Source organism: Pelagibacterium lacus (assembly GCF_003345525.1).
Classification (GTDB): domain Bacteria; phylum Pseudomonadota; class Alphaproteobacteria; order Rhizobiales; family Devosiaceae; genus Pelagibacterium; species Pelagibacterium lacus.
The window spans coordinates 1-14953 of the sequence record NZ_QQNH01000039.1 but is presented as its reverse complement, the minus strand read 5'-3'; the positions used below and the strand labels follow the sequence as shown (position 1 = coordinate 14953).

Annotated in this window: 21 protein-coding genes and 1 tRNA gene; 3 read left to right on the top strand and 19 right to left on the bottom strand. The window is 61.5% G+C overall.

Translation table 11 applies throughout. The features are described from left to right. Nucleotides 1-48 precede the first annotated feature (48 nt). A complete protein-coding gene (locus DVH29_RS15275) occupies nt 49-537 on the top strand; it encodes a lipocalin family protein (protein ID WP_114647051.1) in 489 nt (162 codons plus the stop codon). 28 nt (nt 538-565) lie between these two features. Here the strand turns inward: DVH29_RS15275 and DVH29_RS15270 are convergent, their stop codons facing one another. The 7 genes from DVH29_RS15270 to DVH29_RS15240 are packed head-to-tail and all read right to left on the bottom strand — an operon-like array spanning nt 566 to nt 7191. Further along, complete coding sequence (locus DVH29_RS15270; RefSeq protein WP_114647050.1) at nt 566-919, bottom strand: hypothetical protein; 354 nt, start codon at nt 917-919, stop codon at nt 566-568. A 2-nt stretch (nt 920-921) separates the two neighbouring features. Continuing rightward, entirely contained in the window at nt 922-1947 is a 1026-nt protein-coding gene (locus tag DVH29_RS15265; RefSeq protein WP_114647049.1) for a major capsid protein, read from the bottom strand. A 14-nt stretch (nt 1948-1961) separates the two neighbouring features. After that, nucleotides 1962-2327 carry a head decoration protein gene (locus tag DVH29_RS15260; protein ID WP_114647048.1) on the bottom strand — a complete coding sequence of 122 codons (366 nt, stop codon included), beginning with the start codon at nt 2325-2327 and terminating at the stop codon, nt 1962-1964. Nucleotides 2328-2330: 3 nt separating this feature from the next. After that, nucleotides 2331-3449, bottom strand: a complete 1119-nt coding sequence (locus DVH29_RS15255; RefSeq protein ID WP_114647047.1) for a DUF2213 domain-containing protein — start codon at nt 3447-3449, stop codon at nt 2331-2333. Nucleotides 3450-3454: 5 nt separating this feature from the next. Next, the gene (locus DVH29_RS15250) at nt 3455-5284 is read right to left on the bottom strand and encodes an anti-CBASS protein Acb1 family protein (RefSeq protein WP_114647046.1); all 1830 of its coding nucleotides are present in this window, start codon (nt 5282-5284) and stop codon (nt 3455-3457) included. Nucleotides 5285-5291: 7 nt separating this feature from the next. After that, entirely contained in the window at nt 5292-6797 is a 1506-nt protein-coding gene (terL, locus tag DVH29_RS15245) for a phage terminase large subunit (RefSeq protein WP_245945031.1), read from the bottom strand. After that, on the bottom strand, nt 6727-7191 hold the full coding sequence (locus DVH29_RS15240; protein ID WP_114647045.1) for a hypothetical protein: 465 nt from the start codon (nt 7189-7191) through the stop codon (nt 6727-6729). Before DVH29_RS15240 ends, terL begins: the two co-directional genes overlap by 71 nt. Between DVH29_RS15240 and DVH29_RS15235 the strand changes: the two genes are divergently transcribed. Further along, nucleotides 7190-7426: a hypothetical protein gene (locus tag DVH29_RS15235; protein WP_147276133.1), complete on the top strand. Its 237-nt coding sequence runs from the start codon at nt 7190-7192 to the stop codon at nt 7424-7426. The genes DVH29_RS15240 and DVH29_RS15235 overlap by 2 nt on opposite strands. Nucleotides 7427-7432: 6 nt before the next feature. On the opposite strand, the gene DVH29_RS15230 is transcribed toward DVH29_RS15235, so the two are convergent. After that, nucleotides 7433-7633, bottom strand: coding sequence for a hypothetical protein (locus tag DVH29_RS15230; RefSeq protein ID WP_147276132.1), 201 nt, complete (start codon nt 7631-7633; stop codon nt 7433-7435). Nucleotides 7634-7659: 26 nt separating this feature from the next. Next, nucleotides 7660-7731 (bottom strand) — tRNA-Trp (locus DVH29_RS15225). Between the two features lie 119 nt (nt 7732-7850). Here DVH29_RS15225 and DVH29_RS16450 point away from each other — a divergent pair. Next, the gene (locus tag DVH29_RS16450) at nt 7851-8024 is read left to right on the top strand and encodes a hypothetical protein (RefSeq protein WP_158541701.1); all 174 of its coding nucleotides are present in this window, start codon (nt 7851-7853) and stop codon (nt 8022-8024) included. A 451-nt stretch (nt 8025-8475) separates the two neighbouring features. On the opposite strand, the gene DVH29_RS15220 is transcribed toward DVH29_RS16450, so the two are convergent. The 10 genes from DVH29_RS15220 to DVH29_RS15175 all read right to left on the bottom strand — a co-directional run bounded on the left by DVH29_RS15220 (nt 8476) and on the right by DVH29_RS15175 (nt 14891). Next, nucleotides 8476-8769, bottom strand: coding sequence for a hypothetical protein (locus tag DVH29_RS15220; RefSeq protein WP_147276131.1), 294 nt, complete (start codon nt 8767-8769; stop codon nt 8476-8478). A 169-nt stretch (nt 8770-8938) separates the two neighbouring features. After that, complete coding sequence (locus tag DVH29_RS15215) at nt 8939-9181, bottom strand: hypothetical protein (RefSeq protein WP_114647041.1); 243 nt, start codon at nt 9179-9181, stop codon at nt 8939-8941. Between the two features lie 119 nt (nt 9182-9300). Beyond that, entirely contained in the window at nt 9301-9624 is a 324-nt protein-coding gene (locus DVH29_RS15210) for a hypothetical protein (RefSeq protein WP_114647040.1), read from the bottom strand. Next, a complete protein-coding gene (locus DVH29_RS15205) occupies nt 9615-10103 on the bottom strand; it encodes a hypothetical protein (protein ID WP_114647039.1) in 489 nt (162 codons plus the stop codon). Before DVH29_RS15205 ends, DVH29_RS15210 begins: the two co-directional genes overlap by 10 nt. A gap of 8 nt (nt 10104-10111) precedes the next feature. Then, nucleotides 10112-10495: a hypothetical protein gene (locus tag DVH29_RS15200; RefSeq protein ID WP_114647038.1), complete on the bottom strand. Its 384-nt coding sequence runs from the start codon at nt 10493-10495 to the stop codon at nt 10112-10114. Next, nucleotides 10495-12729: an AAA family ATPase gene (locus DVH29_RS15195; RefSeq protein ID WP_114647037.1), complete on the bottom strand. Its 2235-nt coding sequence runs from the start codon at nt 12727-12729 to the stop codon at nt 10495-10497. Before DVH29_RS15195 ends, DVH29_RS15200 begins: the two co-directional genes overlap by 1 nt. Continuing rightward, nucleotides 12722-12970, bottom strand: coding sequence for a hypothetical protein (locus DVH29_RS15190; RefSeq protein ID WP_114647036.1), 249 nt, complete (start codon nt 12968-12970; stop codon nt 12722-12724). The genes DVH29_RS15195 and DVH29_RS15190 overlap by 8 nt, the downstream gene beginning before the upstream one ends. Next, a complete protein-coding gene (locus DVH29_RS15185) occupies nt 12967-14103 on the bottom strand; it encodes a hypothetical protein (protein ID WP_114647035.1) in 1137 nt (378 codons plus the stop codon). The genes DVH29_RS15190 and DVH29_RS15185 overlap by 4 nt, the downstream gene beginning before the upstream one ends. Nucleotides 14104-14114: 11 nt before the next feature. Beyond that, entirely contained in the window at nt 14115-14591 is a 477-nt protein-coding gene (gene ssb / locus DVH29_RS15180; protein ID WP_245945029.1) for a single-stranded DNA-binding protein, read from the bottom strand. 12 nt (nt 14592-14603) lie between these two features. Further along, nucleotides 14604-14891, bottom strand: coding sequence for a DNA cytosine methyltransferase (locus DVH29_RS15175; RefSeq protein WP_342769913.1), 288 nt, complete (start codon nt 14889-14891; stop codon nt 14604-14606). Between the last annotated feature and the right edge of the window lie 62 nt (nt 14892-14953).

Below are 14953 nucleotides of genomic sequence, written 5' to 3'. Positions count from 1 at the left end.
CGGCGCTCGATACCCCCAACATCAAGTGGCCTGGTTTTGCGCCGCCCAATGGCCGACTTTTACCCCGCCGTTGACAGCCGCTGGTATGAAATCTGCCGCCTGCCCCTGAAATACGAGGACGAGACGGCGACCGATATCACCGCGACCTACTCGCTCAATGAGGACGGTAGCGTCCGGGTCGATAATCGGTGCTTCGATGAGGACGGCGAGCCTTCACAGGCGCTGGGCAACGCAACGCCGGTCGATGATGCCAATTCCCGTTTGAAGGTGACGTTCCTTCCCGAGTTCATCCGGTGGATACCGTTCACCAGCGGCGATTACTGGGTGCTGAAAATCAATCCGGAGTACCAGACGTCCTTGGTCGGAACCCCCGACCGAAAGAACCTTTGGCTGCTGGCACGTCAACCAGACCTGCCTGCCAATGAGCGCGAAGAATACCTAGCCGAAGCCCAGCGCCAGGGGTTTGACCTCACCGACCTGATTACACCCACCCACACGGGGCGGGAAGTGACGGACGAAATACTCAGGAAGGATTAGGGGCGCAGTCTCCCACGCCCCATGTTGATTAAGCCTCGGCCTTGGCCTTCAGCGCCGCGATGATCTCATCCTTGGTGGGCGGCGTGTCATCGCCCAGCACCTTCGATGCGGCGGCCTTGAACGCCATGAAGTTACCATCGGCCAGATCGAGGACTTCGGCAGCGGACTTGGGCTGATCGTCGTCCCTGGGCTTTTCGGCCTTGGCCTTGCCTTTCACGATGACCTTCACCTTGTCGCGGGCAAAGGCATCGATCTGGGCCTCGGTCAGTTCCTTGGCGTCGAGGACATCGGCGGACTTGCCGGCCGGAACGACCTGATGGCCGCCCTTAACCTTGAAGGCCTTCGCGAGAAAGCCCTCGTTCTTGACGTGATACTGGGCCATGGTCAGGTCCTCGTCCCCTTGCGCAGAACGTCCGGGCGCTGCACGAAATACAACGGGTAACTGTAAAGTTCGCCGCGCGTGAACGCCTGACGGTCACGGTCCGGGATGTTCATGGCGTACACGTCCTGCCCCAGCGTGTTGACGTAGGGACCAAACTCGGCCGGAGCCATCGCCTTCTTGAACACGTCCCGGGCACCAACGGGGAAGAACTTCGCTTCATCCGGATCGATCGCCACCGTCGAGTTGTCGTCGGTGCCGCGATAGTTGTGCCAGGTGATCCCGCCGTAGGTGAAGGCCTGCCACGTCTTATCCTGACGGAGGTCGGCAGCCGCAGCCCAGTTGAGGTAGGTCTTTTCCACCTCGGGATGCGAGATCAGGTCATCATAGAAGGCATCACCGACCAAGGCGTGGATGGTCGTGGACGGAGTAAACGCTCCTCCGGCGGACCGCGCCATGGCACGGATGACGGTAGCGCACTTTTTGCGAACCGCACCGGTGGCCGGGCTGGCATTGTCGAGGTCGAAGTCAATAGCCGTGGCCTCGGAGACACCGAACTCGGTGAAGTAGTTGTAGATCACCGTGGTGCCATCGGCATCGAGCAACAGGCCCTGGAGCGCACCGAGGCGGTGATACTCGTGGGTCAGATCCATGTCGTCGCGGACCATCGCCATGCGGCGCAGATATTCGGCCTGCACCTGGGCGAATTCGGTTTCCGAGCCAAAGGCACGGATGCCCTGGATTTCCTCGGCATAGAGTGTAAAGCCCTTGGCGAGGCGCGTGGTCTTGAGCGGCACCGCATTGCGGGGATCGACCTCAAGTTCCTTGGGCGGCGCACCGGTGGGGCTGGTCGGGATGAGCGTGAGAGCATTTTCCCGACGATCCACGAACAGCGACCGGGTGCGAACCGGCATGGGCTCGAAGATGCCCAGCGACCCCAGAAGCTGGGGCTTGAACCCGACCTTGCTGACCGCGCCGGTGAGCGAGGTCATCGAGAAGGCCGAGTTGTTGAAGATATCCATAGATGCCATGGTATCGGCCTCCTTTAGCGGACGATGATGCCGAGCGCCTTGAGCGCAGCGTTGGCCGTGGCCTTCGCAGCGTCATTGGCGCCGGACTGGTAGATGAGGTGGGCACCGTTCACTTCGCAGTCGCGAACGACGACGGTCTTCTTGACGGTGCCGACTGCGGCCTCGAACAGGATGCCCGCGATCGTCTGGGAGCCATCCTCACCAGCCGGGGCATACGCCACATAATTGCCGCTGGCCGTCAGCTTGCCGAGGATGGTGCCTGCGATCAGACCGGGCGAGGCGCCGGCAGCGACCGTGCCGGTATCACGGCTGCGGTACATGCCGTTGGCCTCGGAGACGAGGAAATTGGCCGTGCCGCGGGTTTCATTGAGCTGTGCCATGGGTCAGGCTCCTTTCTTGAACTCGACGCCTGCCGAGGCAAACACGCCCTCGCCCCAGCCATCGTTGGCGACGATGCTGTGGTCCTGGGTGCGCAGTGCATCGCGGACAGTATCGTTGGGCTTGGCGTCCTTAGTGAGCGCCTTGAACATGCCGTTGATCTCGGCGGGCTGGGCGTCCTTGACCATCTCGTCGCCGAGTTTGGCCACAACGGTCGCCTTGCGGAGTTCGTCATCGGTCTTGCCGGCAGGATCGATCGAGGCATCGATGGCCTTGACCTGGGTTTCCAGCGCAACGCGATCGGCGACGAGCTTGGACACGTCGATATTGGCCGCGTCCTGCGCCTTCTTGAGATCGGCCTTGAGGGTGCCGATTTCGGTGTCCTTGGCCTCAATGGCGGCCTTGTGTCCGGTTTCGGCGTCGGTGAGTTTCGTCTGGGCGTCGGCGACGGCCTTCTGAAGTTTGTCGATGGCCTGGGCGCCCTGATCGGTGGTGCTCACCGAGAGACCGTCCACGACCACAGTACGAAGTGCATCACTCACGGTGATTGTCTCCTGGGTGGTTGTAGGGATCGGGGCAGCGCCCCAGGTTTTCGCGCTGTCACCAACGCGAGCTTTGGACCCCGCCCGGGCCTTGTCGACCAGTGCGAGGTGATTGACGCGGATGGACCGCTGAACGGCGTCGTAGGGCTCGCCCTGGGGCGTCGTGCCGGGCGTGAAGTCGAAATCGGCCACATACCCCGCCGACAGTTCCCGCTTGCCGCCCTCGATCGCCTGAATGGCAGCAGCGTCCTTGAAGATCAGCGGCAGCTCGACCCAATCGCCCACTTGCTTCGCCGCGGTGCTGACCTCACCGACCGAAAGCTGGCGCCAGTTCTCTGCTGTCACCTGCTCGGTGGGGTGGTCGATGGTGATCGGGGCATGGCTGAAGCTCTGGAGGCTGTCCTTGGCGAATACCTCCTCAGCGGGGCGATAGACCCGAACGACCAGCATATCGGGCTTGCCGAGTTCGTCTCCGGTATAGAGTTGGATACCGGTGCGGACGCACTTGGCGGTCGCGACAAGGTAGCCGTCAGCGATCCGGCGAGGCTTACCCTCGACGGTTACAGCGTCTGTGAATTGCATGGTGGTCAGTCCTCCCGGACTTCCTCGAAGATTTCCGCGCCCAGCACGATCTTGCCCTGATAGGGCTCGACGCCGTCCGGCATTTCACCGCCCACGGCAATCGAGATATGCGGTTGATAGTCGGACCAATCCCACGAAGCCCCGGCCTCGCGGATTTCCTTGTTCCGCCACACCAACTCATTGGCCGTGATCAGCAGCGCCTTATAATCACCGGTCGGGCCTAGTTCTGCCATCTGGCGCGGACCACCGGCGGCGATCTCAACCTTGTCAGCCCATGACGTGCCGACCTTGAACCAGTCGACCGGCGTACGGCTGTAGGCGATGGTGACGTGCAGATCAGGGACGATATCGGTGAAACCCTGCGACTTTGCCCAGCGGATGATCTCGGCCTTGTTGATCACGTCACGGCGGACATAGAGCGTGCGCGGGGCCGCGTCACGGGTCGCAATGCGCTGGCGGCGCCCCTGGGCGGGATCATCGTCGTTGTCGGCGCCCAGGGCGGCCCGCACGTCGTCCTCATCCTCGTCCTGCTCGGCAAGGGCGCCATATTTTAGGATGGCTGCCTCCAGTCCTGCCAGCGTGCCATCCTCGATCAGCTCATTGACGAAGGCGTCCGAGAGGGCATCGATAGGCATCAGAGGCTCACTGGTCCCGCCAGTGCCGGCAATGGTCCGGGCTGCGTCGGACTTGGCCTTGAAGATCTCCGCCTTTTCCTTCTCGCTCATCTGCCAGAGCGGGTTCCAGACGTAGTGGATATCAGCATCACGCCCGCCAGTGGCCGAGCGGATCAGGCATTCATCAAGCATCGACATGGCCGGCTGCATTTCCAAAGACTGGCTGGATGCGATGCGATCATAGTAATTGCGCAGATCGCTCTCGCCCGAGGCATTAAGCCCACCAGGCGACTGGCCGAACAGACGCGTCATCGGAATATCTGCCGCACCACTGACGTTCTGGAAGAACCGGTCCATCAAGTCGGGCAGCGTCTGGAAGCTCGCTGACTTGCGCTCATACTTCTCCTTGCCGTCGAGGATCAACATGCGGTTGATGCTCTTGCCCGTGGCGGCGATACGATAGCGCTCTGTGACCTTCCGTTCGCCATCCGGAGTGCCGACATAGGCCATCAGGCCCTCCATCGTGACCACATCCACATTGGCCTCGAAGATCAGGCTCGCAATGTTAGCGGACGTAGCATCGGCCTGCTTCACGGCCTCCATGACCGAAGTCAGGATGCTATCCCCCCAAGCGAAAGACGCACCCGAGGTCATGTCGCGATCCGGCAACTCATTGCCGATGAAGATGGCAAGGCGTGATGGGTGAACCTTCACCTGCGCCGTTGTGCCAGCAACGATGGAATAGTCCTTCGGGCGGCCATAGAGCGGCGATAGCGGGTCCGTCTCGATTTCGCCGGGCTGCAACTGGTTCGGGGACAACACGGTCAGGAAACGAATGCCCCCTGCCCTTACCGCGTCGGGCCGGATCGGCTGGGAGGCATCATCGCCCAGGTCGATGTAGATCGCGGCGCCGCCAAACAGCCGAGCCTTCTTGCGTGCCTCCAGAACCTTTGCCTGAACGCCGAGGCGCTTTTCCTCCGCCTCGATCTGCTCGATCTGGTGGTTCTTGGCCTGCCACGCGCGCCATGCTCGGCAAGAATCGAGCGCGGGGATGTCGATGATCTTCCTGGGCAGCCAGGACGTGCGGTAAGCCGCCACGAGCTGCTGAACGTCGATCGCCGTCTCGGTGTAATAGACAGACGCCGCCTTGTCCCGCTCAGTACCCAGCCCGGCAATGGCGCTGGCCAGCCCGTCGCGGACGAAGGTCAGAATATTTCCCATGTCCGCCTCAAAGGTTGTCCAGGTTCATGCCGAGGAAGCCGCAGATATCGAGCACGGCATCGATGAAGGGATCGACCTGATCGTCGAACCCACCATCGGGGAACGCCGCCAGTTCGGATTCGAAGTCTTTCAGCCAAGGGGCCGACTTGGGCAGCATGACAAGACCGGCAGCAGCGGCCGGCACCACGTCGAGTGCCCTGGTGTATTTGTCCTTGTCACGCTGGACGGCAATGACCGGGATCGCCTTGCGTGTGAGGGATTGGATCAGGCCGGTGCCCGAAACCTTGTCCTCGATCGCCATCTTGCGAAGATGGCCGTATCGGTCGGCGTCCATGTCCTTGCAGCGGCCCCATAGAGCCACGGCGGTCTTTTCCAGTTCGGGCGCCTCGAACCTGCCCCGCACCACCTCGAGCAAGTAGGCCTTGCCGTCCAATCCGGCGCCCCAGTGTTCGAACACCGTGTAATCGTTGCGCTCCTTGGTCTTCTGCGCCGTATCGGCATAGAGCGCTCGCCATGCCAGCTTGGGCAGGTCGTCGTATCGGGGCATAAGCCCCGGCTTAAATAGGTTACCGCCCTCTACAGTCGGCTCCTGGGCGTATTGGCCCGCATAAACGTGCGGCGCCTGCTTGATGATCGCGATCTGCTCAAGCGTGTGCTTCTCGCTCCACAGAGGCCCGCTGGGCAGCCCGTGCGGGATCAGCGTGACCTTGCCCGCCGGCGCCTCTCCCTGCCCGTCTATGAGCACGGGGAGCTTGAGCAGACGCCATTCCTCGCCACTGTTCTCCAGCAGATGGGCCACGAAGTCATCGACGTGCAGCCTCTGCATGATCACGATGACCGGCACGTCCTCATGAGCGAGGCGCGACTTGAACGTGTTCTCCCACCTCGCGTTGATGAACTTCCGCGTCGTGTCCGACGACGCATCATCGGGCTTGAGCGGGTCATCGATAATCAGAGCGCCGGTAAATCCCGGCTCGGCCAGGATGCCAGCACGAAACCCCGTAATCGGCTGACCAGCAGCAGCGGCACGCAAATGACCGCCGGCCGTTGTGCGCCACAACCCCTTGGCGTTCTGGTCCGGGCGCATCTGCACCGGCCAATGGGCTTGGTAGCCCGGCAGGCTGATGACGTCCTTGACCTTGGTCGAGTTATCCAGCGCCAGAGGCTCGGCATAGCTGGCATGGATGAACCGCGAGCGCGGGTTGATCGCGAACCCCCGGGCGATGAAGTTGATCACCGCCAGCTCTGTCTTGCCGTAACCCGGCGGGATATTGATGATCAGCCGCTTGATCTCACCGGTAAATACGCGGTCGAGAGTATCGCAAATGACCCGGTGGAACTGCGCCACCGAAAAAGGCTGCCCCTCCTTCTCGATGAAGAACTTGCGAGTGAATGACAGATGGGACGCGAGCAGGTCTCCCCGCTCTTTCTCCCGATCGGCCTCAGTCCTCCTCGCCTCCTTCTCCGCCCGAATCGCCCGAAGCAATTCCGATCTGGACCATTGCGCGTTCAAGAAGGTCTAGCTCCTCGTTGCTCATGCCCTTGAGCTTTGTCGGATCGATCGTGCCGATGGTGCCCGAATGGGTGTGCTTTGCAGGGGCATGGCTGCCCTGCATCTTGTTTGCCTCGCTGATGGCAGAGACGGCCACACGCGGGTCTTGTGCCTCGGCTGCATCCGAGATGCGCTTGAGAGCGGCAAGCCTGTCAGCGGCGCTCCATTCGGCTTTCTCTGCCGCTTTCGCGCCCAACTCCGCTACTCGTGCCGCAATGTCCTCATTTGTCTTCAAGCGCCATGCGTTCTTGCGGTTCGGCCGATACCCCGCCTGTGCATAGGCATCGTCTGCCGTCTTGCCCTTGGCGAGAGCCTGGGCGAAGCTCTCATGACGAGGATTGGGGAGAATGGGCATGGTCAAAGAGTTCGCATTGTGGGGCATCGCCTTAAATGTGGCGGGCGTCCTCGGACTGTTCTATTTCGGAATGCCGTTCAAAATCCCCACCCGTGGGGCGTTGCTGATCGGCACCGAGCCAAGACCAGGTGCTCTCATGTGGGAACGCATCTACGGTATACTGGGCAAGCTCGCGCTGCTCGCCGTACTATCCGGTGCTGCATTGCAGGCATACGCTGTTTGGCAAACGCCATAGAGGCTACTATTTCCTCTCGCCCTTGCCGACACACACCGGCCGCCCATCACGCCAGCCGCAATAGCTCAGCACATGATCGCCGTGCTTCTGGCCAAAGCCGGCGCCCTCGTGCCCGCACTCCTCGCAGAAATAGACCGGCGCCATCGGCGTTACGGTCTCGTTGTTGCGCGTGAATGTCGGGCCGCTGGGGCGGTACTCGGTGGGCATGGCCGGAGCCATAGCATGAGTCGATCTGGCACAGGTGGCAGGAATCGAACCTACAGCGCTCGGTTTTGGAGACCGGCGCGCGACCATCGCTCACCCGCTTGCATTAGTGCCGGATCTCCGCCGCCGGCCGGGGAAAACCACTTTTCTAGCAACCGCCCCAAGGTTTCGTCACATTGGCCCGTCTAACCTTTGTATGCCAACCAAAGGAGAAACGAGCATGAAGAAAATTCTCACCGCACTGGCCGTTACGGGAGCCATCACTGCTGCGAGCATTGCACCGGCTCAGGCTTATGGCGGATTCAGGGATGGCGAATACGGCTACCGTGTCGGCTGTGCCATCAACTGGTACGTGTTCGGCAATTGGGACGTCTGCCAGGAACTCCTGCGCTAACGATCATCGCCAGCCCCACTCTCACTCAGGGGCTGGCACCCTTGGGGCCCCAACTGCTCAAATATCCGGCGCGGATTCGCGCTCGCCGCAATTACAGGCTAAGCTCAATCATCTCCAGCATTTGCGGCACGCTGGTGACGAAAGACAGAGGCCCTACAAGAGGTTTGCGCCTTCGCCGTTAACACGGGAGGAAACGCTATGGCTACTTATTTCACGCTCACTGAGCAAAGGAACACGTGTCCTGCATGTCATGCAGAAAACGTCTTGGTCGGCAGCGCACTGGTCGATGCTATGGACATATGCTGCTCGCGTTGCGGTTCATTTATTGGTCGCTGGTCGGAAAGTCTCGACCTCTCATCCGATGACGGACGGGGAACGACTCGCGAAGCCCAGGACAACGAGCGGAACAGATATGGACCGCGCCACCCGAGCAGGTGACGCGGCCAGGTAATCACTCGTCGGTCAATGTGTAGCTTTCCAGCTCACAGATATCGATCCCTGCCACTTCGAGTTCAGGCCCTTCGGCAGTCTCAAAGCGGAAATCGTATAGGCACTCGTCCGAACCGTCGCCGATGAACACCGTGCCTTCGTACCCCGGCTCCAGTATTCCGACCTCGCCGAGAAGGTCATCGCCCCAGAAATCGTCAGTGCTGGGAGAGGCGTAAAAATAGGTCAGCGTATAGCTGGAATCGTTGGTGAGCGTGAACTCAACGTCCTGCGCTGCGGCCGGGATGGCGACGAGCATGGCTGCGATCGATACTGCAGCTCCAAACTTTAGAATAATCATGGAAATCTAGCCCTAAACGGCTGCACCTCGCAGCCGGACGAGGGCTTTTGGCATGAAATTCGGCGCCAAGCCACAGCGATATTTGTGCGCGTCACCCGTGGGCGGCGCGCTTGATGAATCTAAGCTGTTAGGTGGCGGTACTTCGCCCCAGATGGAAGCGGCCGGCGGAGTACCGATCATGCTCGAAGGCGCGGGCCACGAAAGCCTTGAAGCGCTGCATGGCAGACGGCATCCTGGCATTGCGTGCGGCCTGGTCGAGTTCGAGACGGTCGCGGTGATCGAGCAGGTCGAGGCGCAGCACCGCCGAGACAAGCCCAGTGAACAGCGAGACGAACAGGCCAAGGAACGCGGCGAAGTGGGAACGACGCATGGGGCAGTCCTTTCGATGTGGGGGGATCGGCTGAAAGTTCGTCCAGCCTATCGAGAACACGCGATAAATCGCTGATTTTGACCCACTATGTCCAATCGAGGTTGTGTCACCGTTGGCGTTCAAGCCTCATCAATGAACCAGTCCAGCCCTTTTTGCGTGATCGCATAAACGCGGTGCTTCATTTCAGCTTGATACCAGCGCCGTGTCTGATCGTTGGTGCCGTGTGGCGTCTCTCCAGCGACGGGCTCGATGCTCTCCGCAATCAGGCCGTGGCGCTCAAGCCATTTCACGGTGCTAATCCATACCGATGATTGCGGCTGCCGCAACGTCCATGCAGCATCGGGATAGGTGCCGCATTCGCTTGCCCGCTGCCTCACTATCCTGTCACCTTCCGAAAGCTGCGCCAAGACGACAATCTTCTTTTCGTGTGCGGTCAGTGCCAAAGCTCGACCCCTTGGGCGTTCAGTTGCCGAGCGATATGGCTCGCAGCGAAGTCCCTATTCCGCTGAAATGTGGTCAAGGGCATTCCGAGCCATCGGGCCACCTCTCTGCCGCTGTAGCGCTTCGCCTGTCCCCGGGCGGCGGCGATGAGCACCTGCCGATGTTCGGGGTAAGCCTTCACGGCACCATTGAGCCAGCCCGGCATTCCGCCAGAGCCCAGCAAGACAGTCTCCATGCGGCTGATCTGGAGTGCGTTGGGCTTGATCACGGCCTTGAGCCGGCCCTGGTGGATATTTTTCGCAAGCCGCTGCTCAGCGATATCGATTTGCTCCAGCATATATTCTGGCCATGCGGCCTTCATCCGTTTGTGACCCACCCTGCCCTCTATAGCGCTGAGGACACGGAATGCATCGGCTAAGGCGAAGCGGACGCTCCTGGCGTCCCATTGCTTCATGGTGGTTCGATCGAGCGCGGCGTGCATGCGTGTCCCTATAGGTCCAGAACGGCTTTGTAGAGATCACCGGCGGCAACACCGGCGAGGATTTGGCGACTGAGGTCGGGCAGGTCCGTTTCGCGCCTGACTGCCTCCTCCGCGATCAGGGTCCGATGCAGCGCGGCAACCGGCACCCGGACGATGCCATGCGTGTGCTTCTGGCCATCGAGCCGGAAACCCCAGACGTTCATCATGTGGGCTATGACATTGGCAGTGTCTTGCTCGCCTAGGGCGCGTTCGATGGCCGGGGCGGAAAGCCCGCGACCGGCATGAACGCCGATCCAGAAGCTCTTGCGATTGGACCAGCGCTCGGTGAACAGCGGATGCCCCAGCCGCTCATCTTCCCGCCCAAACATTCCGAGCTGAACTTCCTCGACCATCAGAACGGCACCTGATCTGGCATGCCGGAGAAATGCTCGAGATCGCGCTGGACCGCTTCCGGCAATGGCGGGGGCGGCTCGGCGGCCGGCATGGCCGAAACCGACTTCCGCTCTTTCCCCAGGCTCCAGACAATCTTCTTGTCGTTGTCGCGCCCCATATACCCGGCGTTCATCAGCGCCGTGCCGGTCCTGCCCATAACCTCGACCAGTTCCTTGTTCCGCTGTTCGACGTCGTTCTCGGGCGCCTTGAATGTCCAGCGCTTGCGAACGTAGGCTCGCCAGACGTTGAACGGCACGGCCTTCTTGATCTGGGGCCCGACACGCACGCCACTCGGCATGTCTATGCCGGCGTCCGCCACGGCATCAACCAGACAGTCCAGCACCAGCTTTTGAGCTGGGTGAAGACGCCCGGTCTTGGTTTGCTCCTCGTCCGGCTCCGAACTTGGTGTGTCGAGGACGCAGGTGGTTATCTCGAAGCCGTCATCGTCGTGCCCGAGCTTTATCTGGCGAAGGATAAAGCGCCACGCGATGCGGTTCGGGCCATTCTTGTTCTTCTCCAGCAGGGCCTTGCGAATGATCCGGTTGTCGGCGTCCTTGATCTCCTCCCCCGGCATCTTCCGGTTGGGCGACGGGCGGCGCAGCGTGCTGATCTCGATCACCTGCGAGACGTTCGCGGTCAAGGACGAGTGCCCGCGCACCCGGCTGCCCTCGCCATTCATGTGATGCACAAGGCAGACCGTCGAGCCGGTCTTGTCGGCGATCCGATTCACGCGGCCCAGGACCTTGCCCACTTCGCCGGAGTGGATCTCGTCCAGCCCCTCGGTAGCGACCGAAAATGTATCGATCACGATCATTTCGAGGCTGCCGTAATAGTCCTCCCATTCAAGGCACTCGGCGATGAAGGCGTCGACGCTCTCGTCGCTCATGAGGCTGAATTTCTGCCCGTCCCCGCCGCCCATGATGACAAAGGGCACGTCCTGATCCCGAGGGACATCATGGTCGCGGCGCCAGCCCTCATAGCGCAACTCGACGCCCTTGCGGTCCTCTGAGGCCATGTAGATCACGGCGCCCTGCCGAACCTTCCGGGCCTGATCGCCCTTTCCATAGCCAAGGCCCAAGGCGATCTTCATGCCCAGGTCGATGACAAAGAACGATTTGCCGGATTGTTTCTCCCCGGCAACGATGAACACGCCGCCGCGCTCAATGAGCCCCTTGACGAGCCAGTCATAGACAATCTTGCTGCCGGCAAGGTCCATGCCCCGCTGAGCCGCGAATTTCGACACCGGAGGGGCAGGTCGCCAGTCCGGCAGGCTGTCGATGATCCGGTGAAGCTCATCGGCTGTTCCGCCGGCCTCTACCCAATTGGTTAGATCGTGCTTGACCGGGAAGTTCGGGACGTGATCTGCGAAATTGAGAATACGGATGCGCCGGGCAATGCCCTTGAGGCTCTTGGCTTTCGCCTCACCGGCCGCGATGCCCACCTCATCATTGTCGACCAGGATGATGACGTCGGCACCTTTGAACAGTGCGGCGAGTTCGGCCGTCCAGTTCTTTGCGCCTCCGGAGTTGGTCGACGCTTCAAAGCCCAGCGTAACAGCCGTATCGGCATCCTTTTCGCCCTCGGGCAGCAATATCGGTCGACCAGCGGCTATCGCCTCCTCGACCTTATTGTGGCGGTAGATCGTGTGCCCGATCCCGTCGAGGTTCCAGATATAGCCGCCTTTTCCATCGGGGCGGCGCTGGCGGAAGGTCTTATCGATCTGGCCATCCTTGGCGAGGCGCCATGATCCGTCCGGCAACACCCACTGCCCCCGCAACACCTGATACAGTCCGTCTCCGTCGGAATTGTGGTAGGTGTAACCCTTCACCCATTTGAGCCTGCCATCGTCGCCCGGGCCGCCCTGGGGCTGCGGCTCTTGCCGGGCTTCGGGCGCTGGGTCAGACTCCCGCCGCTCCTGCGGCCTCTCGCGCGCCTCGATATAACCTTCCTGCTCGAGCCATGCCATTGCGGCGGCATTGTCGTCGCCAAGACCGGCCTCTCGCTGCACAAGCTCGATGACATTTCCGCCCTCGCCGGCTTCATGGTCGAACCAGCACGCCTTCTCGATATTGATCGAGCGTGAGCCGTAGCTGCCCCACTTCTTTTCCTTGTCGCTCGAGAGTTTCTTGTTCGGCTCCCCCCAGAATGACTCTGCAACAGGCTGTATGATCGCGGGCCAGTCGTGCTCAGCCATGCTGGCGCTCCCGGCGTCTTGCCGTCACAATGCGCTGGCAATAGACTCGGAAATCGTCCTCGACCGGCTCGACGATGCGGAGCGTGTCCCGCAACGCCTTGAGCACGGCAATCCGCCGTTCCATCTTCGCATAGGGCTTGTCGCCCCGCGCCGCGTGGAACTCCTCGGAGACCTCGGCGCTCAAGAGGCATTCGCTAACCTCGCTGAGCATATCGTTGAGGGTGATACGGCCGTTGGTCATTCCACCACTTCTTCGATCAGATCGAGGGCGATCGGGAACCGCTGGCGAACATTGAGCAGTTGAGCCTCGGTGCCCACCCAAGCGTAGGCGCGCCCCGCGGTCATCTTTTCCCCGGACATATGCAGAAAGTTGCCCTTGCCATCCGTGAGGCGGAATCGCACCCCGTTCGGGCGCCTGACCGGCGTGCCCTTTGCTTCCCGCCGCAGCGGGTTCGGAAGGACCTCGGGCAGTACCACAACTTCCTCGCCCGCGCGGGGCTCAGGGGCAGTCGGCAGCTCGCGCTCTGGTATCGCCGGACGCTGGCGCATGTTGTGGCCACTGATATAGCCGGACACGCTTGTCTGGCGGGCCCCAAGATGGGCGGCTATCTCGAAGTCGCTCCAGTCCGGATGTTCCGCAAGGCATGCGATAATGCGGTCCTTGAGGGTTTCCTTCGCTGCTTGTAGCGAGGCGGGCGCCTCTTTGACTTCTGCCACATCGGCCTTGAGAGCGGCATTCACCGCCTCGCGCTTCACCTTGGGCAGATAGACCGACACGCTGGATCGCGGTGCATCGAGGAGTTCCGCAATCTCTCGGGCCGTCATGGCCGGGTGCTCGGCGTGGGCCGCCTTAACGCGCTCGTAAAGGGTGGGTGCCGTCTCTCCGGCTGTCACGTCCATTCTCTCAGACGTTGCAGCCGGTGCCCGGTCGCCGGCAACCCTACTCGCCGCCTCGGCTTCCTGAGGCCCACTGGCCGGTGCCAGCGGTTCGGACATCGCGGACCCTGAGGTCGCTTCATCGACGGCTTTCGCTACGGGATGGGGTTCGGCAGCGACTTCCGGGGGGATGGAAGCCGCTGCCTTGCCAGCCATGGGGGATGGCTGGGGTTCGTATTCGGGGGTGGTGACCAAATCGTTGGATTTGGAACTGTCATCCCCGGAGTTGCTGGCGTTTTGGGCGGTGCCCTCAGCGCCTACCAAATTCTCATCGTCCTGGCCGGATAGGGTGGGGCGTTCATACCGCCGTGCCCTGGCGATGAAATCCTTGATCTCAAGTTCGTCGAGCTGCAGCGAAAGGCATGCCGCACGGTGATCGCGCAAGCGGGACTGAACGACCTCAAGTTCGGCAATGGCGTTCGACAATATCGGGTTCATGATCACGCTCCTCAGAAAGGAATCTCATCGTCCATGCCGCCGGCATCGGCCACATTGGCCGATCCGCCCGACCGGCTTCTGGACGTGCCGTAGTCATCAGGGCTGTCGGGAGAAGGTGGCCTGCTCGATCCTTCCTGGCGATCAAGCAGCACCAGGTTGGCACCGAAACCGTTCAGCACGATCTCGGTGGTGTAGCGATCGGTCCCGTTCTGATCGGTCCATTTCCGGGTCTGTATCTTGCCCTCAATGTAGACCTTGCTGCCCTTGCGAAGATACTTTTCGGCCACGCCGGCCAGGCCGTCGCTATCCTTCCCGCCCCAGACAATGACCCGGTGCCACTCGGTGCGTTCCTTCTGCTCGCCGTTCGATTTCCAGCGCTCGGAGGTGGCGACCGAGAGGGTCACGACCTTAGTGCCGTTCTGGGTGGTGCGGACATCGGGGTCCTGCCCGAGATTGCCCAGCACGATGGCCTTATTGATCGATGACATGGCTATGCCTCCTCAGGCGACTTCTGCGTTGTTGGGGGAAATGGCCGATAGATCGGCACAATTGACGGCCACCAGCGCCTCGGCTAGCGGCGGGCAGACGGAATTGCCGCAGCACGAGCCCTGAACCGTGGCCGAGAGCTTCGACCCATCCGGCCGGCGGTCGATGATGTAGCTGTCGGGAAAGCCTTGAGCCCGGAACCGCTCGCGCGGCGTCAGCATGCGCATGCCGATATCGGCAATGGCATAGGTTTCACCGTCGACGTCGACGGCGACCAGCCCGAAGTGAGAACGGCGGTGCAAAATTAGTCCACGGTAGCGGCTGGATTGTCCTGCTGCGGGCGGCTTAAAAGTCGTCCACCTAT

Bases quoted from the DNA above. Each gene is read 5' to 3' on its own strand.
- DVH29_RS15235 (WP_147276133.1), top strand. From the start codon at position 7,190: ATGGTCAAAGAGTTCGCATTGTGGGGCATCGCCTTAAATGTGGCGGGC.
- DVH29_RS15220 (WP_147276131.1), bottom strand. From the start codon at position 8,769: ATGCTCGTCGCCATCCCGGCCGCAGCGCAGGACGTTGAGTTCACGCTC.
- DVH29_RS15270 (WP_114647050.1), bottom strand. From the start codon at position 919: ATGGCCCAGTATCACGTCAAGAACGAGGGCTTTCTCGCGAAGGCCTTC.
- DVH29_RS15215 (WP_114647041.1), bottom strand. From the start codon at position 9,181: ATGCGTCGTTCCCACTTCGCCGCGTTCCTTGGCCTGTTCGTCTCGCTG.
- DVH29_RS15275 (WP_114647051.1), top strand. From the start codon at position 49: ATGGCCGACTTTTACCCCGCCGTTGACAGCCGCTGGTATGAAATCTGC.
- DVH29_RS15250 (WP_114647046.1), bottom strand. From the start codon at position 5,284: ATGGGAAATATTCTGACCTTCGTCCGCGACGGGCTGGCCAGCGCCATT.
- DVH29_RS15200 (WP_114647038.1), bottom strand. From the start codon at position 10,495: ATGGTCGAGGAAGTTCAGCTCGGAATGTTTGGGCGGGAAGATGAGCGG.
- DVH29_RS15265 (WP_114647049.1), bottom strand. From the start codon at position 1,947: ATGGCATCTATGGATATCTTCAACAACTCGGCCTTCTCGATGACCTCG.
- DVH29_RS15260 (WP_114647048.1), bottom strand. From the start codon at position 2,327: ATGGCACAGCTCAATGAAACCCGCGGCACGGCCAATTTCCTCGTCTCC.
- DVH29_RS15195 (WP_114647037.1), bottom strand. From the start codon at position 12,729: ATGGCTGAGCACGACTGGCCCGCGATCATACAGCCTGTTGCAGAGTCA.
- DVH29_RS15205 (WP_114647039.1), bottom strand. From the start codon at position 10,103: ATGCACGCCGCGCTCGATCGAACCACCATGAAGCAATGGGACGCCAGG.
- DVH29_RS15190 (WP_114647036.1), bottom strand. From the start codon at position 12,970: ATGACCAACGGCCGTATCACCCTCAACGATATGCTCAGCGAGGTTAGC.
- DVH29_RS15230 (WP_147276132.1), bottom strand. From the start codon at position 7,633: ATGCCCACCGAGTACCGCCCCAGCGGCCCGACATTCACGCGCAACAAC.
- DVH29_RS16450 (WP_158541701.1), top strand. From the start codon at position 7,851: ATGAAGAAAATTCTCACCGCACTGGCCGTTACGGGAGCCATCACTGCT.
- DVH29_RS15185 (WP_114647035.1), bottom strand. From the start codon at position 14,103: ATGAACCCGATATTGTCGAACGCCATTGCCGAACTTGAGGTCGTTCAG.
- ssb (WP_245945029.1), bottom strand. From the start codon at position 14,591: ATGTCATCGATCAATAAGGCCATCGTGCTGGGCAATCTCGGGCAGGAC.
- DVH29_RS15255 (WP_114647047.1), bottom strand. From the start codon at position 3,449: ATGCAATTCACAGACGCTGTAACCGTCGAGGGTAAGCCTCGCCGGATC.
- DVH29_RS15240 (WP_114647045.1), bottom strand. From the start codon at position 7,191: ATGCCCATTCTCCCCAATCCTCGTCATGAGAGCTTCGCCCAGGCTCTC.